Source organism: Flavobacterium sp. CFBP9031, from assembly GCF_034044945.1.
Classification (GTDB): domain Bacteria; phylum Bacteroidota; class Bacteroidia; order Flavobacteriales; family Flavobacteriaceae; genus Flavobacterium.
Genome location: NZ_JAXCWF010000004.1, coordinates 210,061 through 225,967 on the forward strand (window position 1 = coordinate 210,061; position 15,907 = coordinate 225,967).

16 protein-coding genes are annotated in these 15,907 nt (G+C 32.8%); 7 read left to right on the top strand and 9 right to left on the bottom strand.

Translation table 11 applies throughout. The features are described 5' to 3' along the window. Positions 1-64: 64 nt before the first annotated feature. The gene (locus tag SOM12_RS08690) at positions 65-1,456 is read left to right on the top strand and encodes a DUF4173 domain-containing protein (protein ID WP_320493091.1); all 1,392 of its coding nucleotides are present in this window, start codon (positions 65-67) and stop codon (positions 1,454-1,456) included. A gap of 46 nt (positions 1,457-1,502) precedes the next feature. On the opposite strand, the gene rluF is transcribed toward SOM12_RS08690, so the two are convergent. The 3 genes from rluF to SOM12_RS08705 all read right to left on the bottom strand — a co-directional run bounded on the left by rluF (position 1,503) and on the right by SOM12_RS08705 (position 3,964). Then, positions 1,503-2,336, bottom strand: coding sequence for a 23S rRNA pseudouridine(2604) synthase RluF (gene rluF / locus SOM12_RS08695; RefSeq protein WP_320493092.1), 834 nt, complete (start codon positions 2,334-2,336; stop codon positions 1,503-1,505). Positions 2,337-2,451: 115 nt separating this feature from the next. Beyond that, positions 2,452-2,799 (bottom strand): antibiotic biosynthesis monooxygenase family protein, encoded by a 348-nt coding sequence (locus tag SOM12_RS08700; protein WP_250837347.1) that lies wholly within the window; start codon positions 2,797-2,799, stop codon positions 2,452-2,454. Between the two features lie 13 nt (positions 2,800-2,812). Continuing rightward, positions 2,813-3,964, bottom strand: a complete 1,152-nt coding sequence (locus SOM12_RS08705) for a cytochrome P450 (RefSeq protein WP_320493093.1) — start codon at positions 3,962-3,964, stop codon at positions 2,813-2,815. 74 nt (positions 3,965-4,038) lie between these two features. On the opposite strand from SOM12_RS08705, the gene SOM12_RS08710 reads away from it, so the two are divergent. After that, positions 4,039-4,719, top strand: coding sequence for an ArsR/SmtB family transcription factor (locus SOM12_RS08710; protein ID WP_095929410.1), 681 nt, complete (start codon positions 4,039-4,041; stop codon positions 4,717-4,719). Positions 4,720-4,925: 206 nt separating this feature from the next. Here SOM12_RS08710 and SOM12_RS08715 read toward each other — a convergent pair whose 3' ends face one another. The 3 genes from SOM12_RS08715 to SOM12_RS08725 form a co-directional block, all read right to left on the bottom strand. Beyond that, positions 4,926-5,801, bottom strand: a complete 876-nt coding sequence (locus SOM12_RS08715; protein WP_320493094.1) for an alpha/beta fold hydrolase — start codon at positions 5,799-5,801, stop codon at positions 4,926-4,928. A gap of 164 nt (positions 5,802-5,965) precedes the next feature. After that, positions 5,966-6,745 carry a zinc ribbon domain-containing protein gene (locus tag SOM12_RS08720; protein ID WP_095929412.1) on the bottom strand — a complete coding sequence of 260 codons (780 nt, stop codon included), beginning with the start codon at positions 6,743-6,745 and terminating at the stop codon, positions 5,966-5,968. A gap of 3 nt (positions 6,746-6,748) precedes the next feature. Then, a complete protein-coding gene (locus SOM12_RS08725; protein WP_095929562.1) occupies positions 6,749-7,843 on the bottom strand; it encodes a Nif3-like dinuclear metal center hexameric protein in 1,095 nt (364 codons plus the stop codon). Between the two features lie 110 nt (positions 7,844-7,953). Between SOM12_RS08725 and SOM12_RS08730 the strand changes: the two genes are divergently transcribed. The 3 genes from SOM12_RS08730 to lpxK are packed head-to-tail and all read left to right on the top strand — an operon-like array spanning position 7,954 to position 9,489. Further along, positions 7,954-8,199, top strand: coding sequence for a DUF2683 family protein (locus tag SOM12_RS08730; RefSeq protein WP_095929413.1), 246 nt, complete (start codon positions 7,954-7,956; stop codon positions 8,197-8,199). Continuing rightward, positions 8,181-8,462, top strand: a complete 282-nt coding sequence (locus SOM12_RS08735) for a Txe/YoeB family addiction module toxin (RefSeq protein WP_095929414.1) — start codon at positions 8,181-8,183, stop codon at positions 8,460-8,462. Before SOM12_RS08730 ends, SOM12_RS08735 begins: the two co-directional genes overlap by 19 nt. Before the next feature lie 4 nt (positions 8,463-8,466). Then, a complete protein-coding gene (lpxK, locus tag SOM12_RS08740; protein ID WP_095929415.1) occupies positions 8,467-9,489 on the top strand; it encodes a tetraacyldisaccharide 4'-kinase in 1,023 nt (340 codons plus the stop codon). A gap of 24 nt (positions 9,490-9,513) precedes the next feature. Here lpxK and SOM12_RS08745 read toward each other — a convergent pair whose 3' ends face one another. From SOM12_RS08745 to lipA, 3 genes are all read right to left on the bottom strand, one after another. Further along, positions 9,514-11,685, bottom strand: coding sequence for a tetratricopeptide repeat-containing hybrid sensor histidine kinase/response regulator (locus tag SOM12_RS08745; RefSeq protein WP_320493315.1), 2,172 nt, complete (start codon positions 11,683-11,685; stop codon positions 9,514-9,516). Positions 11,686-11,714: 29 nt separating this feature from the next. Next, a complete protein-coding gene (gap, locus tag SOM12_RS08750; protein ID WP_320493095.1) occupies positions 11,715-12,713 on the bottom strand; it encodes a type I glyceraldehyde-3-phosphate dehydrogenase in 999 nt (332 codons plus the stop codon). Between the two features lie 74 nt (positions 12,714-12,787). Continuing rightward, positions 12,788-13,654 (bottom strand): lipoyl synthase, encoded by an 867-nt coding sequence (lipA, locus tag SOM12_RS08755; protein WP_095929418.1) that lies wholly within the window; start codon positions 13,652-13,654, stop codon positions 12,788-12,790. A gap of 299 nt (positions 13,655-13,953) precedes the next feature. Between lipA and SOM12_RS08760 the strand changes: the two genes are divergently transcribed. Further along, positions 13,954-14,817, top strand: a complete 864-nt coding sequence (locus SOM12_RS08760; RefSeq protein WP_320493096.1) for a M48 family metalloprotease — start codon at positions 13,954-13,956, stop codon at positions 14,815-14,817. A gap of 204 nt (positions 14,818-15,021) precedes the next feature. Beyond that, positions 15,022-15,894, top strand: coding sequence for a M48 family metalloprotease (locus SOM12_RS08765; RefSeq protein ID WP_320493098.1), 873 nt, complete (start codon positions 15,022-15,024; stop codon positions 15,892-15,894). Positions 15,895-15,907 lie beyond the last annotated feature (13 nt).

The window sequence follows — 15,907 nt, forward strand, 5'->3', positions numbered from 1 at the left end:
CTAAAAACTTTGAATTACAAAGTACTTTTAAAAATAAATTAACTAAAATTAAAACCTATTAAAAATGAAAAAACATCAAATTATCGTAGCCTGTACAGCGGTTTTTATACTGCTTTTTTACAACGAATCTGTTGGTATTAATCTTTCTATTTTTGGAGTAGCACTCACTCTATTAATTAGTTACTTCTTTCAGGAGAAGCTTGTAGACAGATCGCATTTAGTTCTTGTAATGACGTCGATCTTGTCTTGTTTCGCCTTTGCATGGTACGGAGATGCAGCATCATTTTTTGCTTTAGCTTTATCAATTTTATTTTTACAATTTAAAACACAAGATGGAGAACTTAAAATGATTCAGGTTTTCCCTCTAATAGTCTTAAACGGATTTACTTCTATTGGCAGAATATTCATTTTTAAACAATGGCTTCCAGAACGCAAAATCCACAATGATTTTGCTAAAAAATTAATTGCCTTTGTTCTTATTCCAATTATTTTTCTCGGATTGTTTTTTATCGTGTATTCTTTCGGAAGCGATCATTTCTCTTCATTATTTACAGATTATGAATTAGATATTAATCTTCCGCAATTAATTGCAATGTGCATTTTAGGATTCTATATTTCGTTCAGCTTTTGGAATTACTGGGTTCCTGATGTTTGTTACGAATACAATCCGAAATTAAGTAATGATTTCAGTAATATTTCTGAAATAAAAAATCAAAGTACTTTTTCATTTTTAGATCTTGATTTCGAAAGAAAAAGTGGCGTAATTACTTTGTTTCTTTTAAATATCATGTTGCTAGTTTTTATCGCAACTTACAATTACGAACAGTTTTTTGAAGTAGTTGAAAAAACAAATCTAAGTTCTGATACGCACGAACGCGTAAACGCCGTAATTTTTTCAATCTTAATGGCAGTAGGGGTAATCTTATTTTATTTTAAAGGAGGTTTTAATTTTGATGAAAAAGCATCTTCTTTAAAAACGCTGGCTAAAGTTTGGCTAGGGCTAAACGTGATTTTAATTATAAGCGCGATTATTAAAAACTCAGAGTATGTTTCTTTTTATGGTCTTACTTATAAAAGGTTAGGCGTGTATGCTTTTCTAATTTTAGCCATTATCGGATTAGTAGTTTCATTTCAGAAAATCAGCAAACAGAAAACAAATGCTTTTCTTTTCAATCAAATGCTTTGGTATTTCTACGGAACGATTCTTTTATGCAGTTATATAAACTGGGGCGGTTTAATTACGAATTACAATATTTCTGTAAACAAAGGCGTAGAGCCAATTTTCCTTAGCGGGTTAAATTTTAATGATGAAGCTCGACGAGAATATTTCAAAAAGAACAATTTAGACGGAAAATATGCAGAATCGGTCAGAGAAGAAATGATCTGGAATTATCAAGATGCTAGCTTTTTATCTAAAGCATTATATTATGATTTTTTGAATAAAGAAAAGAAATAGAACAAAATGAAAAATCCCATTCAGTTACTTGAATGGGATTTCTGTTTTATTTATTATCTCCTCTTTTTTTAAATCGAGGATCGTGTTTGGAGATATAATTTTTTCTTCTAGTTGGAGTTGCACTTGAATTCGAAGTTTCAACTTTAGGAAGACTCGCTTCTTCGGTTTTGCTAGAAGGCTCAATCAACTGATTCAATTCTTTTATTTCATCATCGGTTAAATCTCTATATCTTCCAACAGGAACATCCAAAGAAATATTGATGATTCTAATACGTTTTAACGCCGTAACTTCATACCCCAAGTATTCAGACATTCTTCTAATCTGACGGTTTAATCCTTGCGTTAAAATGATCTTAAAAGTGTATTTGCTGATTTGCTCTACTTTACATTTTTTGGTAACCGTATCCAAAATCGGAACACCATTTCCCATTCTCTGAATAAAACGATCTGTAATGGGTCTGTCAACGGTAACGGTATATTCTTTTTCGTGATTGTTTCTGGCACGAAGAATCTTGTTTACGATATCACCATCATTGGTCATAAAAATTAATCCTTCACTGGCTTTATCCAATCTTCCAATTGGGAAAATACGTTTTGGATAATTAATATAATCAACAATGTTATTTTTAACTTCTAAGTTGGTAGTGCATTCAATGCCAACTGGTTTGTTGAAAGCCAGATAAACCAGTTTCTCGTTTTTTTCAACGATTAATTTTCCGTCTATACGTACTTCATCATCTGGCGAAACTTTAGTTCCCATTTCAGCCACAGCGCCATTTATTGTAACGCGTCCTTCTTCGATTAATTTATCGGCTTCACGACGAGAACAATAACCAGTTTCTCCTATAAATTTATTGAGACGTTTCAAATTTTCTTCCATACTGCAAAAGTAGGCAAAAGTTTAGATATCTTAGAATTTTAGAATTTAGACTTTAGATTTTAGATTTTTGAGAAAAAACTTAGAACCTTAGTAGCTTAGAATCTTAGCACCTTTTCTACGAATCATGAAAAACCGAACTATCACTCGGCGTTTCTTTTCGATCAAACATTCCGTAATCACGAACCACAGTCGCAATTCGTAAATGATAATCTTTAAAAACTTCATTTCGACCTTTTGCCTGCGCGTGACGATGCATTTCCAGATTTCTCCATTGCTGAATACTTTCTTCATCTTTCCAAAATGATAAAGACAACACTTTTGAAGGATCGGTAAAACTTTGAAATCGTTCTATAGAAATGAATCCTTCAATATGGTCTAATTCTGGACGCAGACTTGCAGCGATGTCCAGATATTCTTCTTTTTTTCCTTCGTTAGGAATTACTTCAAAAATTACAGCTATCATATTTTTATTTTTTTTATTGTAATGAAATCCAGATATTCTTCGGTAATCTGGCATTTATCATGGGTTCGTATTGAATATTATTTTCTAGAATGGTAACGGTATTGAATTGATTAAATAAAAAACATAAAGCTTCGGTAGTTAAATGAATAGAGAAATGTTTAGCCAGACACATATGACCGCCAATTCCGAAAGTTAGATTTTCAGCATTATTATTTCTTTCAATGTCAAATTTTGATTCATTTTCAAACTTCTTCCAATCTCGATTTGCCGACGCAAGCACAACTAAAATAGGATCATTTTTTTTAATTAGGCTTTTGCCGATGTAAAAATCTTCCGTCGCAACTCGTCTTGTATTGTGAATGGGCGGGTCAAAGCGTAAAGTTTCTATTACCGATTTTTCAATTTCTGTTTTACTAGAAAAAGTTTTATTATTCAGAATCTGCAAGAGAGAATTGCTCAAAATTCCTCTTCCCGCATCAAAACTCTGAATAAACAATCCAATTAAATTGCTAATGCTTATTGTTTTAATTTCGTCAAGCGAAAGAGAATTTGATTCCGAAATTTTGGCTGATAAAGATTCATAAAAGTTTAATTGAAAAAGCTGTTTTTCTACGATTGAAAATATTGTTGCTGAAACTTCATTTATAGATTTTACTTGTTCTTCTGTTTTCTGCGGAAGCATTATTTTAACCATAGATTCTATTTGGTTTGCAATAAACTCACAATCCTTTTCTTCAAAATTAAAACTTTGTAAAACAACTAGAACTGGCAGTTTCTTGCAAACCGAATTTACCCAATCTATTTTATTTTCAGCTAAATTGCTTTTTATTAATTGGGAAATAATTGAATTGATATCTACAGATTTCATTTTTGAAAACAGCAACATTGCGATTTCTTTTGAAATTTCATGCTGTATCCCGTTTGATAATCGTGTCAGATTATTTAAAATTTCTAATGCCTTTTTGTTCAGTTTTTGTTTGTTGTCTGGATTTACAGCCGGAATCTCAGCTTTAGGATTTTTCAAAATAGAAACACAATCTTCATAAGAATATATTGCCCATATTTTATTGGTTTCATCCCAATAAACGGGATTGTTTTGCAACATGTTTTTATAGATCAAATAAGGATCGCTGCTGTCAGATTGAAGGAATAAAGTTGACTTCATGTGGAATGTTTTTAGCAAAGTTATTTAACTTTACAAGGCAATAGTTCATTCTGCACTTAACTGTGAACATCTAAATGGAAGATCAATTTATAAAAACAGCATCCTTAATTGGCGATCCTACGCGCGCTTCAATTTTGTGGACTTTAATGGACGGAAGAGCTTTTACAGCTACAGAACTGGCAGTAAGCGTCAACACATCTCCGCAAAATATTAGTATGCATTTAGGGAAGCTTCTCGATGCCGATTTGCTTTGTGTAGAAAAACAAGGACGTCATAAATATTACCGATTTTCAAATAAAGAAGTCGCATACGCGCTTGAAGCAATGGCAAGTTTAGTTCCGAAACCTGAAGTTGCTTCGAAAGGTAAAGCAGAAACTTATCCTCCAATAAAATTCTGCAGAACTTGCTATGATCATCTAGCGGGAAAGATTGGCGTGGCTTTAACGGATAGTTTATTGGAACAAAAAATAATTGTCAATCAAAATAACACTTTTGAAATAAGTTCAGATGGGAAAAAGTGGTTTTCAGATTTTGGAATTAATTTGGAAGAAGCACAAAAACAAAAACGAATTTTCTTAAAACCGTGCTTAGATTGGAGTGAACGTAGAAATCATATTGCCGGTTCAATTGGAACATTGCTTTTTAATAAAATGTTGAAAGAAGACTGGCTCAGAAAAACTGAAAATTCGAGAGCTATTACTGTTACTGGAAAAGGAGAGAAGGAATTGCTGAAGTATTTTAAGATTGTTGTTTAAAAATTTTAGATTGCAGATTTTAGATTAATAGATTTCACGCAATCTTGTCATTTCGACGAAGGAGAAATCTTCGTGAGAAGCTCGACAAAGATTGGGTTTTCGTTACGGAGTTACTTGCGAAGATTTGCTTCGCCTGTTCGCTATCGCTCGAGTCTCCTTCGTCGAAATGACAATACTGCCTTTTTTTAAGGGAAAAACTTAGTGCCTTAGCGACTTAGTGGCTCAGAACCTTCAGGCGAAAAAAGAAACTCAATCACTTTATCATACAATTCATCATCATGCATTCCGTGGCCTAAACCAGAAGTTTCAATAAACTGACTATTTTTCCAATTGCTTGCTATTTTTTGCCCTTCGGCGAAAGCCACAATTTTATCTGAAGTATCATGAGCAATAAATCCAGGAATAGTAAATTGGGAGGCAAATTTCTGTCCCGAAAAATCTTCCAATTTAAAATTGAAGCGGTCCAAGAATTTACTTTCTAAAAGAGAAAACATTTTGGTATTTAGGCTCAGCATTGAAACGTAATTGTCTATTAAAGTTTTTAACTCTGAAGGAGCTCCTAAAATTACCATTTTGTTGATGCTGGTATTCGGGAATAAATATTGATGGTAAACGCAAGCTGCGCCTCCAATCGAATGTCCGATAATAATTTCTGGCTGGTATTTTTCTACTGCTTTATTGATAAACTCAGCATAAAGCGGCACATTAAATTCTTTTCCGCTGCTTTGTCCATGAGCTGGAGCATCGATGGCAATAATAGTGCTTCCGGATTTTTGAAGGTGAGGTAATGTTTTTTTCCATCGCGCAGCATTGCTTTCCCAACCGTGAACCAATAAAATTTTGGTTTCATTTCCTTTCCAGATGTAGGTTTGAAAATGATGTTCGTTATGATGAAACGTTTCTGTTTCTGTATGTCGCAAAACTTTCGGAAGTTCTTCTTTTTTCAATCGGCCAATTCGCGGTTGGCTGAAAAGCGCATAAGAAAGTTCAACAGCTTTTTGCGGACGCACATAGCTCAAAAAATTAATATAAGATCCAACTGATTTTAATGTAATAAAACGAATGCCTTTTTTAATTCCCAAAACTTAATTTTTTTTTCTAAAGGTAAAAAATGTTTTGCCACAGATTAAAAGGATTAAAAAAAGATTTTATTCAGCATAAGAATAATTTAATCTGCGTTAATCCTTTTAATCTGTGGCAAAAAAAATAAGTAAAAAAAAAGTCCCGATTTAATCGGGACTTGATATTAGAATTTTGCGAACAATTGTTCCATTTTTTCTTTTTCTTCTTCAGCTAATTGAGTATCAACTAAAATTCTTCCAGAGTGCTCATCAGTAATGATTTTCTTTCTTGAAGCAATTTCAACCTGAGTTTGTGGCGGAATTGTAAAGAAAGATCCAGCAGAAGCTCCTCTTTCGATAGAAACTACAGCTAATCCGTTACGAACACTGCTTCTGATTCTGTTGTAAGCTGCTAATAATCTGTCTTCGATTTGTGAAGCAAATTCAGCAGATTTCTCAGTCAAGAAAGTTTCTTCTTTCTGAGTTTCAGCCATGATAGCATCTAACTCAGATTTTTTATGTTTTAAATGAGAGCTTTTAGCATCAAGTTTTTCTTTTAAATTAGAAATAACTTCTTTTTTGTGCTCGATAGAAGCTTTCATTTCTTTGATTTGCTTTTCAGCCAATTGAATTTCTAATTCTTGAAATTCAACTTCTTTTGTCAAAGAATTAAATTCTCTGTTGTTACGTACTGATTCTTGTTGTTTAGTGTACTTCTTGATAACCTCTTTATGCTCCTCAATAGCAATTTTCTTTGCTTTGATTTGCTCCTCAATCACTTCAAGTTCACCTTTCAGTTTTTCTGAACGAGTGCTCAAACCTGCAACTTCATCTTCTAAATCTTCAACCTCTAAAGGAAGTTCTCCTCTAACGTTTCTGATTTCGTCAATTCTAGAGTCAATAAGCTGTAAATCGTATATTGCTCTTAACTTGTCCTCAACACTTAATTCTTTCGTATTCGTCATATTCTATAAGTACTTAACTGGATTTGTATTTTCTTCCGATAAAATGATTGCAAAATTAAGAATTTTTTTTCGAAGATAATCAACAATATAATTTTTTGTATAGCGTTCGCTCTCAAAATGACCAATATCTGCCAAAAGTAGCTTGTTTTCAGCTTCATAAAACTGGTGATACTTCAAATCGGCAGTCAAAAAAGCGTCGGCTCCAGCCTGAATTGCATTTTTTATGGCAAAACTTCCAGATCCTCCCAAAACAGCAACTTTTTTTATTTTTTTACCTAAAAAAGCAGAATGACGAATTCCGTCGGCAATCATTTTTTCTTTTACAGAAACAAGGAAATCTTTTTCATCCATTTCAGTTTCAAACTCACCAATCATTCCTAAACCAATATTTTGGTGAGCATTCTTTAAATCGTAGATCTCATAAGCGACTTCTTCGTAAATATGATTCGCAAAAAGTGCTTTTAAAATTCTGGACTGAAGATGTTTTTCAAAAACCACTTCAATTTTAATTTCTTCTCCTGTATGCAGTTTTCCTTTTTCTCCAATTACAGGATTGCTGTCTTCATTTCCTTGAAAAGTAAAAAAACCTTGCGTGTTGAAACTGCAATTGTCATAGTTTCCAATTGTTCCAGCTCCAGCTTCAAACATGGCATTTCGAACTTTATCTGCATTATCTGGAACAGTGAAAGTGACTAATTTTTGAATGAAATTTTGTTTCGGAATCAAAACCTTAGTATTTGTCAATCCTAATGCATCGCAGAAAATTTTATTTACGCCTTGCGAATGATTGTCAAGTGCGGTATGAACGGCATAAATAGCAATATCGTTTTTGATGGCTTTTAAAATAGCGCGTTCTACATAATTTTTGCCTGTAATTTTTTTAATTCCAGAAAATAATATCGGGTGAAAACAAACGACTAGATTACAGTTTTTAGCAACAGCTTCGTCAATAACACTTTCTAAGGCATCATGACAGACTAAAACTCCCGTAGATTCGGTTTCAGAATCTCCAACTAAAAGTCCAACATTGTCAAAATCTTCGGCATAAGCCAAAGGAGCCATTTCTTCAAGAGCCGATATAATATTTTTGATTTTCATTTTCAGTTTTTTCCAAATTTTTGTTGGTAACAACTATTTATACTAATGGTAATAATAGTTGATACTAAAAGTACAAATTTAGTACATTTGTAATATAAAATTTATAAGTTATGACAACTATAAAAATTAACGAACGCACGAAGACAGGAAAAGCATTTATGGAAATGTTTGAAGCTTTCTTTAAAGGTCTTGATGGTATTGAAATTGTAGAAACGGATAGTTATGGACAGGTTAATGAGGAGCCAAGTATTTATAGTGCAGAATTTATTGAAAAAGTTAAAAAAGCAGAAGAGAATATTAAACAAGGAAAAACGACAAGATTAAATCCAGATGATATATGGGGAAGTATTTTGTAGAATTTGACGATATTGCTCGTAAAGATTTGAAAAGTCACTATAAATCAGGAAATAAAGCTACCATAAAAAAGATCGAAAAAATACTTTTGGAACTAACTGAAACCCCTTTTTTTGGAGAAGGACAACCAGAGGAATTGAAGTATAGTCTTAATGGATATTGGTCTAGAAGAATTAATCAAAAAGATAGAATGATTTATCGGGTAGAAGAAGATATCGTAACCGTTATTATAGTTTCAGCAATGGGACATTATTCAGATAAATAATTCTATGAACTTACTTCGAAAAATACTTTTCCCTTTCGCCATTTTATACGGATTCATTACTTCGATCCGTAATTTTCTTTTTGATAAAGGGATTCTAAAATCCACTTCGTTTGATATTCCAGTAATTGCGGTTGGAAATCTTAGCGTTGGCGGTACTGGTAAAACACCTCAAATAGAATATTTGATTCGTTTATTATCTGATAAATATAAAATTGCCACTTTAAGCCGCGGTTATAAAAGAAAGTCAGAAGGTTTTGTTTTGGCTAATGAAAATTCGAATGCCGAAATTTTGGGAGATGAACCTTTTCAGTTTTATCAAAAATTTCAAAATATAATGGTTGCTGTTGATGCCAATCGTACAAACGGAATTCAGCAATTACTTTCTCAAAACGAACAGCCAGAAATTGTTCTGTTGGATGATGCCTATCAGCATAGAAAAGTAAAAGCTGGTTTTTATATTTTACTGACTTCTTATGGTGATTTATATGCAGACGATTTTATGCTGCCAACGGGGAATTTGCGTGAAAGCAGGAGCGGAGCAGAAAGGGCTAGTATAGTAGTTGTTACAAAATGTCCTAAAATTTTAACAGAAGAAGAACAAACTGAGATTAGATTAAAATTGAAGTTGAAAGGCAGTCAGAAAGTCTTTTTTACTTTTATAGACTACGATATGATCATTTATGGTAAAAACGAAAAAATTGCCGTTAGTGAAATCAAATCAGAACCAAAACTTCTTTTAGCTGGAATTGCAAAACCAAAACCATTTTTTGACTACCTAAAAAATGAAAGTGATGAATGCTTGACTTTTCCAGATCATCATCATTTTTCTGATGCAGATTTAAATTCAATTCGAAATAAAGCAAACGGAAGGAAAATAATCACCACCGAAAAAGATTATGTGAGATTGAAAGACTCAGAGTTAGTAGATCAATTGTATTATTTGCCAATAAAAAGCTCGTTCATCAATCATCAGCAAGATTTTGATGCAACGATTTTAGAGTATGTAAAAGAAAACTCAAAATCTTAGCATCTCAGAAACTTAGTTTCTCAGTTAATCAAAAAACTTAGCAATAGTAGTGTAGAAATCGTCTGGTACAAAAGGTTTGGTAATTACGTCATCCATTCCAAAAGAAAGAAGCATATCTCGGTTTTCGTCAAGCGAAATAGCTGTTAAAGCAATAATTGGAGTCGCTTTATCAAATTCGCGAATCAATTTGGTAGCTGTCGTTCCGTTAATTCCAGGAAGATGAACATCCATTAGAATCATGTCGAAGCGTTTAACTTTTAAAAGTTCGACAGCATCTTCTCCATTGTCAACAATTTCGCAAGTGATATTTTTGTTTTCCAACATTTTGCGAGTGATCATTTGATTGATCTTGTTGTCCTCAATCAATAAAATAGATTTGTTTTTCAATTGTTTGTCATTATAAGGTTTTACTTCTTCGATTACTTCCAATGGTTCATTATTGATTTTGAAGTTTAACTTGAAGGTAAATGTAGAACCTTTACCTACTTCACTTTTTAATTTTATTTCGCCTCCTAAAAGTTCTATTAATTTTTTTACAATTGTAAGACCAAGACCTGTTCCTCCATATTTTCTGTTTACTTCGATAGAACCTTGAGAAAAGCTCTCAAAAACAGATTGAAGTTTGTCTTCAGGAATTCCGATTCCAGTGTCGACAATTTCGAAATAAACCGTTGCATTTTCTTCTTCCTGAGAATACAGTTTTGCGATAACATTTACGTGGCCGTTCTGAGTAAATTTTAAAGCATTGTTGATTAAGTTTAGTATAATTTGAGATAATTTAGTTGGATCTCCAATTAGATTGTCAGGAATGGTTTTGTCTATTTCTAGATTGAAGTAATTCTTATTGGCGGTTGCCAATTCTTTTAGTGAACTTTGAATGTTAAAAAGCAGTTCTTTAAGATTAAAACTGATATTTTCAACTTCGACTTTAGTCGAATCAATTTTGTTGATCTCTAAGATTTCGTTGATAAAAGTGGTCAAATAATTCCCAGAGAATTTTAAAGATTCTAAGTACTTTAATTGTTTTTTCTTCGGTTTGTCTTCCAGTAGAATATGGGTAATTCCGTTAATTGCATTCAAAGGTGTCCGGAGTTCATGGCTTACTGTAGACAAAAATTCAGATCTTGCTTTTGAAGCTTTTTCTGCTTTGTTTTTGGCCAGAATCAGTTCTTTGTTTTTTTCTCGAAGTAATAAATTGTTCTGGTTTCTGATGATGTTGTTTTTGTACAGCGCTAAACTCAAAAGGGATAAAATCGAAATCAAAGCAATTGCCAAAATACTAACCAATTTAGAATAGCGATATGTTTTGAGTTGAAATTTTTCTTCGCTTTCTTTCTTAATTGTGTTGCTTAAAGATTGATTTTTTTTGAATTTTTGGAATTCATCCAAATCAATTTTGGCATTTTTTAGTTTTAGCATATAATTTTCCAGCTGATAATGCTCGTCTAGGTAGGAATATGCCAGATCATAGTTTTTATTTTGTTTGTAGTATTGGCTTATGGCTAAAACGATTTTCGATTTCTTCGGAAAATCATTGATTTTGTCATTGTAATCTAAGGCTTTATTAAAATATATAATTGCCGAATCGTTTCTTTTAAGTTGCCCTTCAATTAAACCAAGCTGATAATAGGTATCTACTTTGGTTTTTATAATTGCATTGTTGTCTGGTTTTTTAGTGATTGCTTTAAAAGTCTTTAGTGCCGATTTAAGATCGTTATTGGTTTTAAATGCTAAAGCTTTCTGATAATTTAATATTTCTGCGTTGTCATTGATGTTCAGATTTTTAAGTAAATCTTTGGCTTTTGTGTAATAAACGTTAGCTGTTTTGTAATCGCCTTTTGCGGTATTTGTTACGCCAATATAATGCAAAGCCAAAACTTTTGTGCAGCTTGGTTTTAAAGTGTCGAATAAAGAAACCGTTTTATGGAAGTTTTTTAAAGCGTCTTCAAATTTTCTCTGGTTGTAATAGATTTTTCCGAGCTTAAAAGTCTGATTGGCCAAATTCTCTTTTTTGCCATTTTCTTCACAGAAATTAATCGACTTTTCGGTGTAATAAACCGCCTGATCAAACTTTTTATTGTTAAGGTTAGAATTAGCCAGCTTGTTATAATAGGTAACACTATCCGTATTCTTTTTAGCTTGAGAATACAAAAATGAGTTTAAAAAACAAACAACAATAAAAAGATAGTATTTCATCATGTATGGCAACGCTATTACAATGAATCTTATTTTTTTCTTATCAGTAAAATTAAATCGATCAATCTTGATGAATAGCCAATTTCGTTATCGTACCAGCCTACAACTTTTACCATTTTATCGATAACCGAAGTTAGCTGTGCATCAAATAAACAAGAATGTGTATTGCCAATTACATCAACCGAAACAATCGGATCTTCGGTGTAATCTAATATTCCTTTTAAATTTGTCTTTGAGGCTTGTTGGAATGCTTTATTTATTTCTTCAATGCTCACGGCACGTTTTACATTGAAGGTTATGTCTGTTAATGAACCGTCTGGAACTGGGACTCTAATACCACAGCCACCCATTTTATTGTGCAATTTAGGAAAAATTTTTGTTAATGCCTTAGCTGCACCTGTAGTTGTTGGAACAATCGACTGGCTGGCACCTCTCGCACGGCGTAAATCCTTATGTGGCTGGTCATGAAGACTTTGGTCTGTCGTGAAAGAATGTATAGTGGTAATGTAAGCTTGCTCAATTCCGCACAATTCTTCGATAATTTTGATCATCGGAGCAGCATTATTCGTTGTACAGCTTGCATTAGAAACTATATCTTCGTTTCCGTCCAAAATATGTTCGTTTACACCAAGAACTACCGTTTTGATTGTGTCAACTTCTGATGGAGCCGAAAGAATTACTTTTTTTGCTCCAGCTTCCAGATGCGCATTTAATTCTTCATGCGTTTTATATTTACCTGTCGACTCAATCACAATATCAATCGAATGCGACTTCCAGTCTATGTTTGAAATGTTTTTTTCATGAAAAAAGAAAAAATGCCTTCCGTCTACAATGATACTATTTTCGTCATGACTTACTTCGGCTTTCAAAACACCGTGAATACTGTCATATTTAATTAAATGCGACATGGTTTTGTTGTCTGCAATGTCATTTATAGCAACGACTTCGATTTCGGGGTGATTTAAAAGTAATCGGAATAAATTTCTTCCAATTCTTCCAAATCCATTAATAGCAATTCTTGTTTTCAATTTTTTATTTATTCGTTTAACTGTTTAATCGTTTAATCGGTTTTACAATTAAACGATTAAACGATTAAACTTTTTTATAAAATATGTTTTTGCGCTTTATAGGAAGAACGAACAAGAGGTCCACTCTCAACATGTCTGAAACCTAAATCAAGACCAAATTTTTCATATCTGGCAAATTGTTCAGGTGTAATGAATTCTTTTACAGGAAGATGTTTTTTACTTGGCTGTAAATACTGTCCAATTGTTACAACATCAACATTTGCATTTCTTAAATCTGTCATAGTCTGGAAAACTTCTTCTTCAGTTTCTCCAAGACCAAGCATAATTCCAGATTTTGTTCTATTGATTCCTTTTTCTTTCAGATAACGAAGTACTTCTAAACTTCTGTCATATTTAGCTTGAATACGAACTTCGCGAGTCAAACGTCGTACAGTTTCCATGTTATGAGAAACAACTTCAGGATTTGCTTCAACGATACGATCAAGGTTTCTTTCAATTCCTTGAAAATCTGGGATCAAAGTTTCAAGAGTAGTTTGAGGGTTCATTCTTCTGATGGCTCTCACGGTTTCCATCCAAATGATAGAACCACCGTCTTTAATATCGTCTCTGTCAACGCTAGTGATTACAGCATGTTTGATATTCATGATTTTAATAGAACGAGCTACTTTTTCAGGCTCATCCCAATCTACCGTTTCTGGTCTGCCTGTTTTTACACCGCAGAAACCGCAAGAACGAGTACAGACATTTCCTAAAATCATAAAAGTTGCCGTTCCTTCACCCCAACATTCGCCCATATTTGGACAGCTTCCAGAAGTACAAATGGTATTTAAACTATATTTATCAACTAAACCTCTAAGCTCAGTATATTTTTGTCCGATAGGTAATTTTACTTTTAACCACTTTGGTTTTGTGGTTTGTATATTTTCAGTGACTGTTTCCATATATCAATGTTCAAAGTACAAAGATACGGAATGTAGTTTATTTTGAGATGTTTATTTGCTTTTCCTTTACACATCATGTTTGCGAGGGATATTGAAGATAATTGCGTTAAAGTGTTAATAGGTTGCTTTTAAATATATTTAACGATTGTTTTTTTAGCTTGTATTTAATATTCAGATGTTCGATTTGATTTTTATCGAATTTAAAAGTTTAGCCTTAATCTGTTACAAATTTGGCTTCTTGAGATCTTGTAAAAATTATGCTGTACTAATTTTGTTGTTATTTTAACAGTTTTAAAAACATGAAAAAAAGAATTATTTTATTAGGGACTTTATTTGCAATTTTGAGTTTTACCAAAACAAATGCGCAAATACTTTCAGATAAAACTATGGGAGCTTTAGGAAAAGGTGTTTCAGGATTTACTTTTAGTGATGCAGATGCAGCAGCTTTAGCCAAACAATCTGTTGCGGAATTGGATGCAAATAATCCAGTTGCCGATTCAAAAGATGGATATTCAATTCGTTTAAATCGTTTGTTTGGGAAGCACATCACAAGTGAAGGAGTTACCTTAAATTATAAGGTATATTTAGTAAAGGATATTAATGCTTTTGCGTGTGCTGACGGAAGTGTTCGTGTGTTTGCAGGTTTAATGGATATTATGGATGATAATCAATTGCTTGCTGTTATTGGTCATGAAATTGGACACGTTGTTAATCATGATACAAGAGATGCGATAAAAGCGGCGTATAAAAAAGAAGCTTTATTGGATGTCGCATCATCGCAGTCAGGAAAAATTGAGACTATGACAAAATCTCAATTGGGACAAATTGGCAGTGCAATGATTGATAGCAAACACAGCAGAAAGCAGGAATCTGAGGCTGATTCATTTTCGTATGATTTTATGAAAAGAAATGGTTATGATGTAAATGCTGTAGAATCAGCTTTTAGAATTCTTCAAAATTTAAGTGAAGGTGCAGAGGCTTCTTTTATGACCAAAATGATGAGTTCACACCCTGACTCTGGTAAAAGAGCAGACGATGCTAAGAAAAAAGCGACAAAAGATGGTTTGTATAAAGCTTATGTACAACAGAAAATTGTAAATACTCCACCAGTAACAACTAGTGCTAAAACAACTACAAAAAAAACAACAACCAAGAAGAAGTAGTGTTTTATAAAATCTCAAAAACCGATAAAATCTTAAAAGAGTTTATCGGTTTTTTGTTGATCCTTATTCTGAATAATAGTTAGAATCTTGTTATTAAGTTAGTTAAAATTTTATACCTTTAATTGTTGAAAAACAAGTCTGATGTGAAATGAAATAGCATATTTGTTATTTACATTTGTTGTTAAATTGTAATTATAAAAAAATATGAAAAAGAAATTTATAATAGTAGGACTTTTATTTACAGCATTTGGTTTAACTAAAATGACTGCACAGATTAATTTTGGAGATAAAGCAATTGGGGCAGTTCAGAAAGGAGTTACGGGTTTTACTTTTAGTAATGCTGATGCGGCAAAATTATCTAAAGAAGCGGTAGATACATTAGATGCCGAGCATGAAATTGCTGGACCAACTGACGGTTACGCTTTAAGATTAAATCGTGTTTTTGGAAAACATGCTTCTGGTGACGGATTTACTTTAAATTATAAAGTATATAAGTTGAAAGAAGTAAATGCTTTTGCAACTGCAGACGGAAGCGTTCGTGTATATTCGGGTTTAATGGATATTATGGATGACAATGAATTAATTGCTGTAATTGGACACGAAATCGGACACGTAGCAAACAATGATTCGAGAGATGCTATTCGCGCGGCTTATCAAAAAGAAGCTTTAATGGATGGGGCAGCTTCTCAGTCTGCTACAGTGGCGACAGTTACAGATAGTCAGCTTGGAAAAATTGGAAGCGCAATTATTGATAGTAAATATAGCCGCAAACAAGAATCTGAGGCAGATTTATTTGCTTACAATTTCATGAAGAAAAATGGTTACGATGTAAATGCTGAAGAATCTGCTTTTAGAATTTTGGCAAAAATGAGCGAAGGGTCACAAGCTTCGTTTATTGATCAAATGATGAGTTCGCATCCAGATTCACAGAAAAGAGCAGATGAAGCTAAAAAAAGAGCAGAAAAAGATGGTTTGTATAAACCTTACGTGCAACAAAAGATTGTAAATACAGTTCCAGCAGCCACTACAACTAAAAAAGCAACAACTACGAAGAAAACTACAACCAAAAAGAAATAAGAGTTGTGTGTAA

What these genes read in the sequence shown, in the direction of transcription:
- SOM12_RS08690 (WP_320493091.1), top strand. Translation starts at nt 65, where the DNA reads ATGAAAAAACATCAAATTATCGTAGCCTGTACAGCGGTTTTTATACTG.
- rluF (WP_320493092.1), bottom strand. Translation starts at nt 2,336, where the DNA reads ATGGAAGAAAATTTGAAACGTCTCAATAAATTTATAGGAGAAACTGGT.
- SOM12_RS08700 (WP_250837347.1), bottom strand. Translation starts at nt 2,799, where the DNA reads ATGATAGCTGTAATTTTTGAAGTAATTCCTAACGAAGGAAAAAAAGAA.
- SOM12_RS08705 (WP_320493093.1), bottom strand. Translation starts at nt 3,964, where the DNA reads ATGAAGTCAACTTTATTCCTTCAATCTGACAGCAGCGATCCTTATTTG.
- SOM12_RS08710 (WP_095929410.1), top strand. Translation starts at nt 4,039, where the DNA reads ATGGAAGATCAATTTATAAAAACAGCATCCTTAATTGGCGATCCTACG.
- SOM12_RS08720 (WP_095929412.1), bottom strand. Translation starts at nt 6,745, where the DNA reads ATGACGAATACGAAAGAATTAAGTGTTGAGGACAAGTTAAGAGCAATA.
- SOM12_RS08725 (WP_095929562.1), bottom strand. Translation starts at nt 7,843, where the DNA reads ATGAAAATCAAAAATATTATATCGGCTCTTGAAGAAATGGCTCCTTTG.
- SOM12_RS08730 (WP_095929413.1), top strand. Translation starts at nt 7,954, where the DNA reads ATGACAACTATAAAAATTAACGAACGCACGAAGACAGGAAAAGCATTT.
- SOM12_RS08735 (WP_095929414.1), top strand. Translation starts at nt 8,181, where the DNA reads ATGGGGAAGTATTTTGTAGAATTTGACGATATTGCTCGTAAAGATTTG.
- lpxK (WP_095929415.1), top strand. Translation starts at nt 8,467, where the DNA reads ATGAACTTACTTCGAAAAATACTTTTCCCTTTCGCCATTTTATACGGA.
- SOM12_RS08745 (WP_320493315.1), bottom strand. Translation starts at nt 11,685, where the DNA reads ATGAAATACTATCTTTTTATTGTTGTTTGTTTTTTAAACTCATTTTTG.
- lipA (WP_095929418.1), bottom strand. Translation starts at nt 13,654, where the DNA reads ATGGAAACAGTCACTGAAAATATACAAACCACAAAACCAAAGTGGTTA.
- SOM12_RS08760 (WP_320493096.1), top strand. Translation starts at nt 13,954, where the DNA reads ATGAAAAAAAGAATTATTTTATTAGGGACTTTATTTGCAATTTTGAGT.
- SOM12_RS08765 (WP_320493098.1), top strand. Translation starts at nt 15,022, where the DNA reads ATGAAAAAGAAATTTATAATAGTAGGACTTTTATTTACAGCATTTGGT.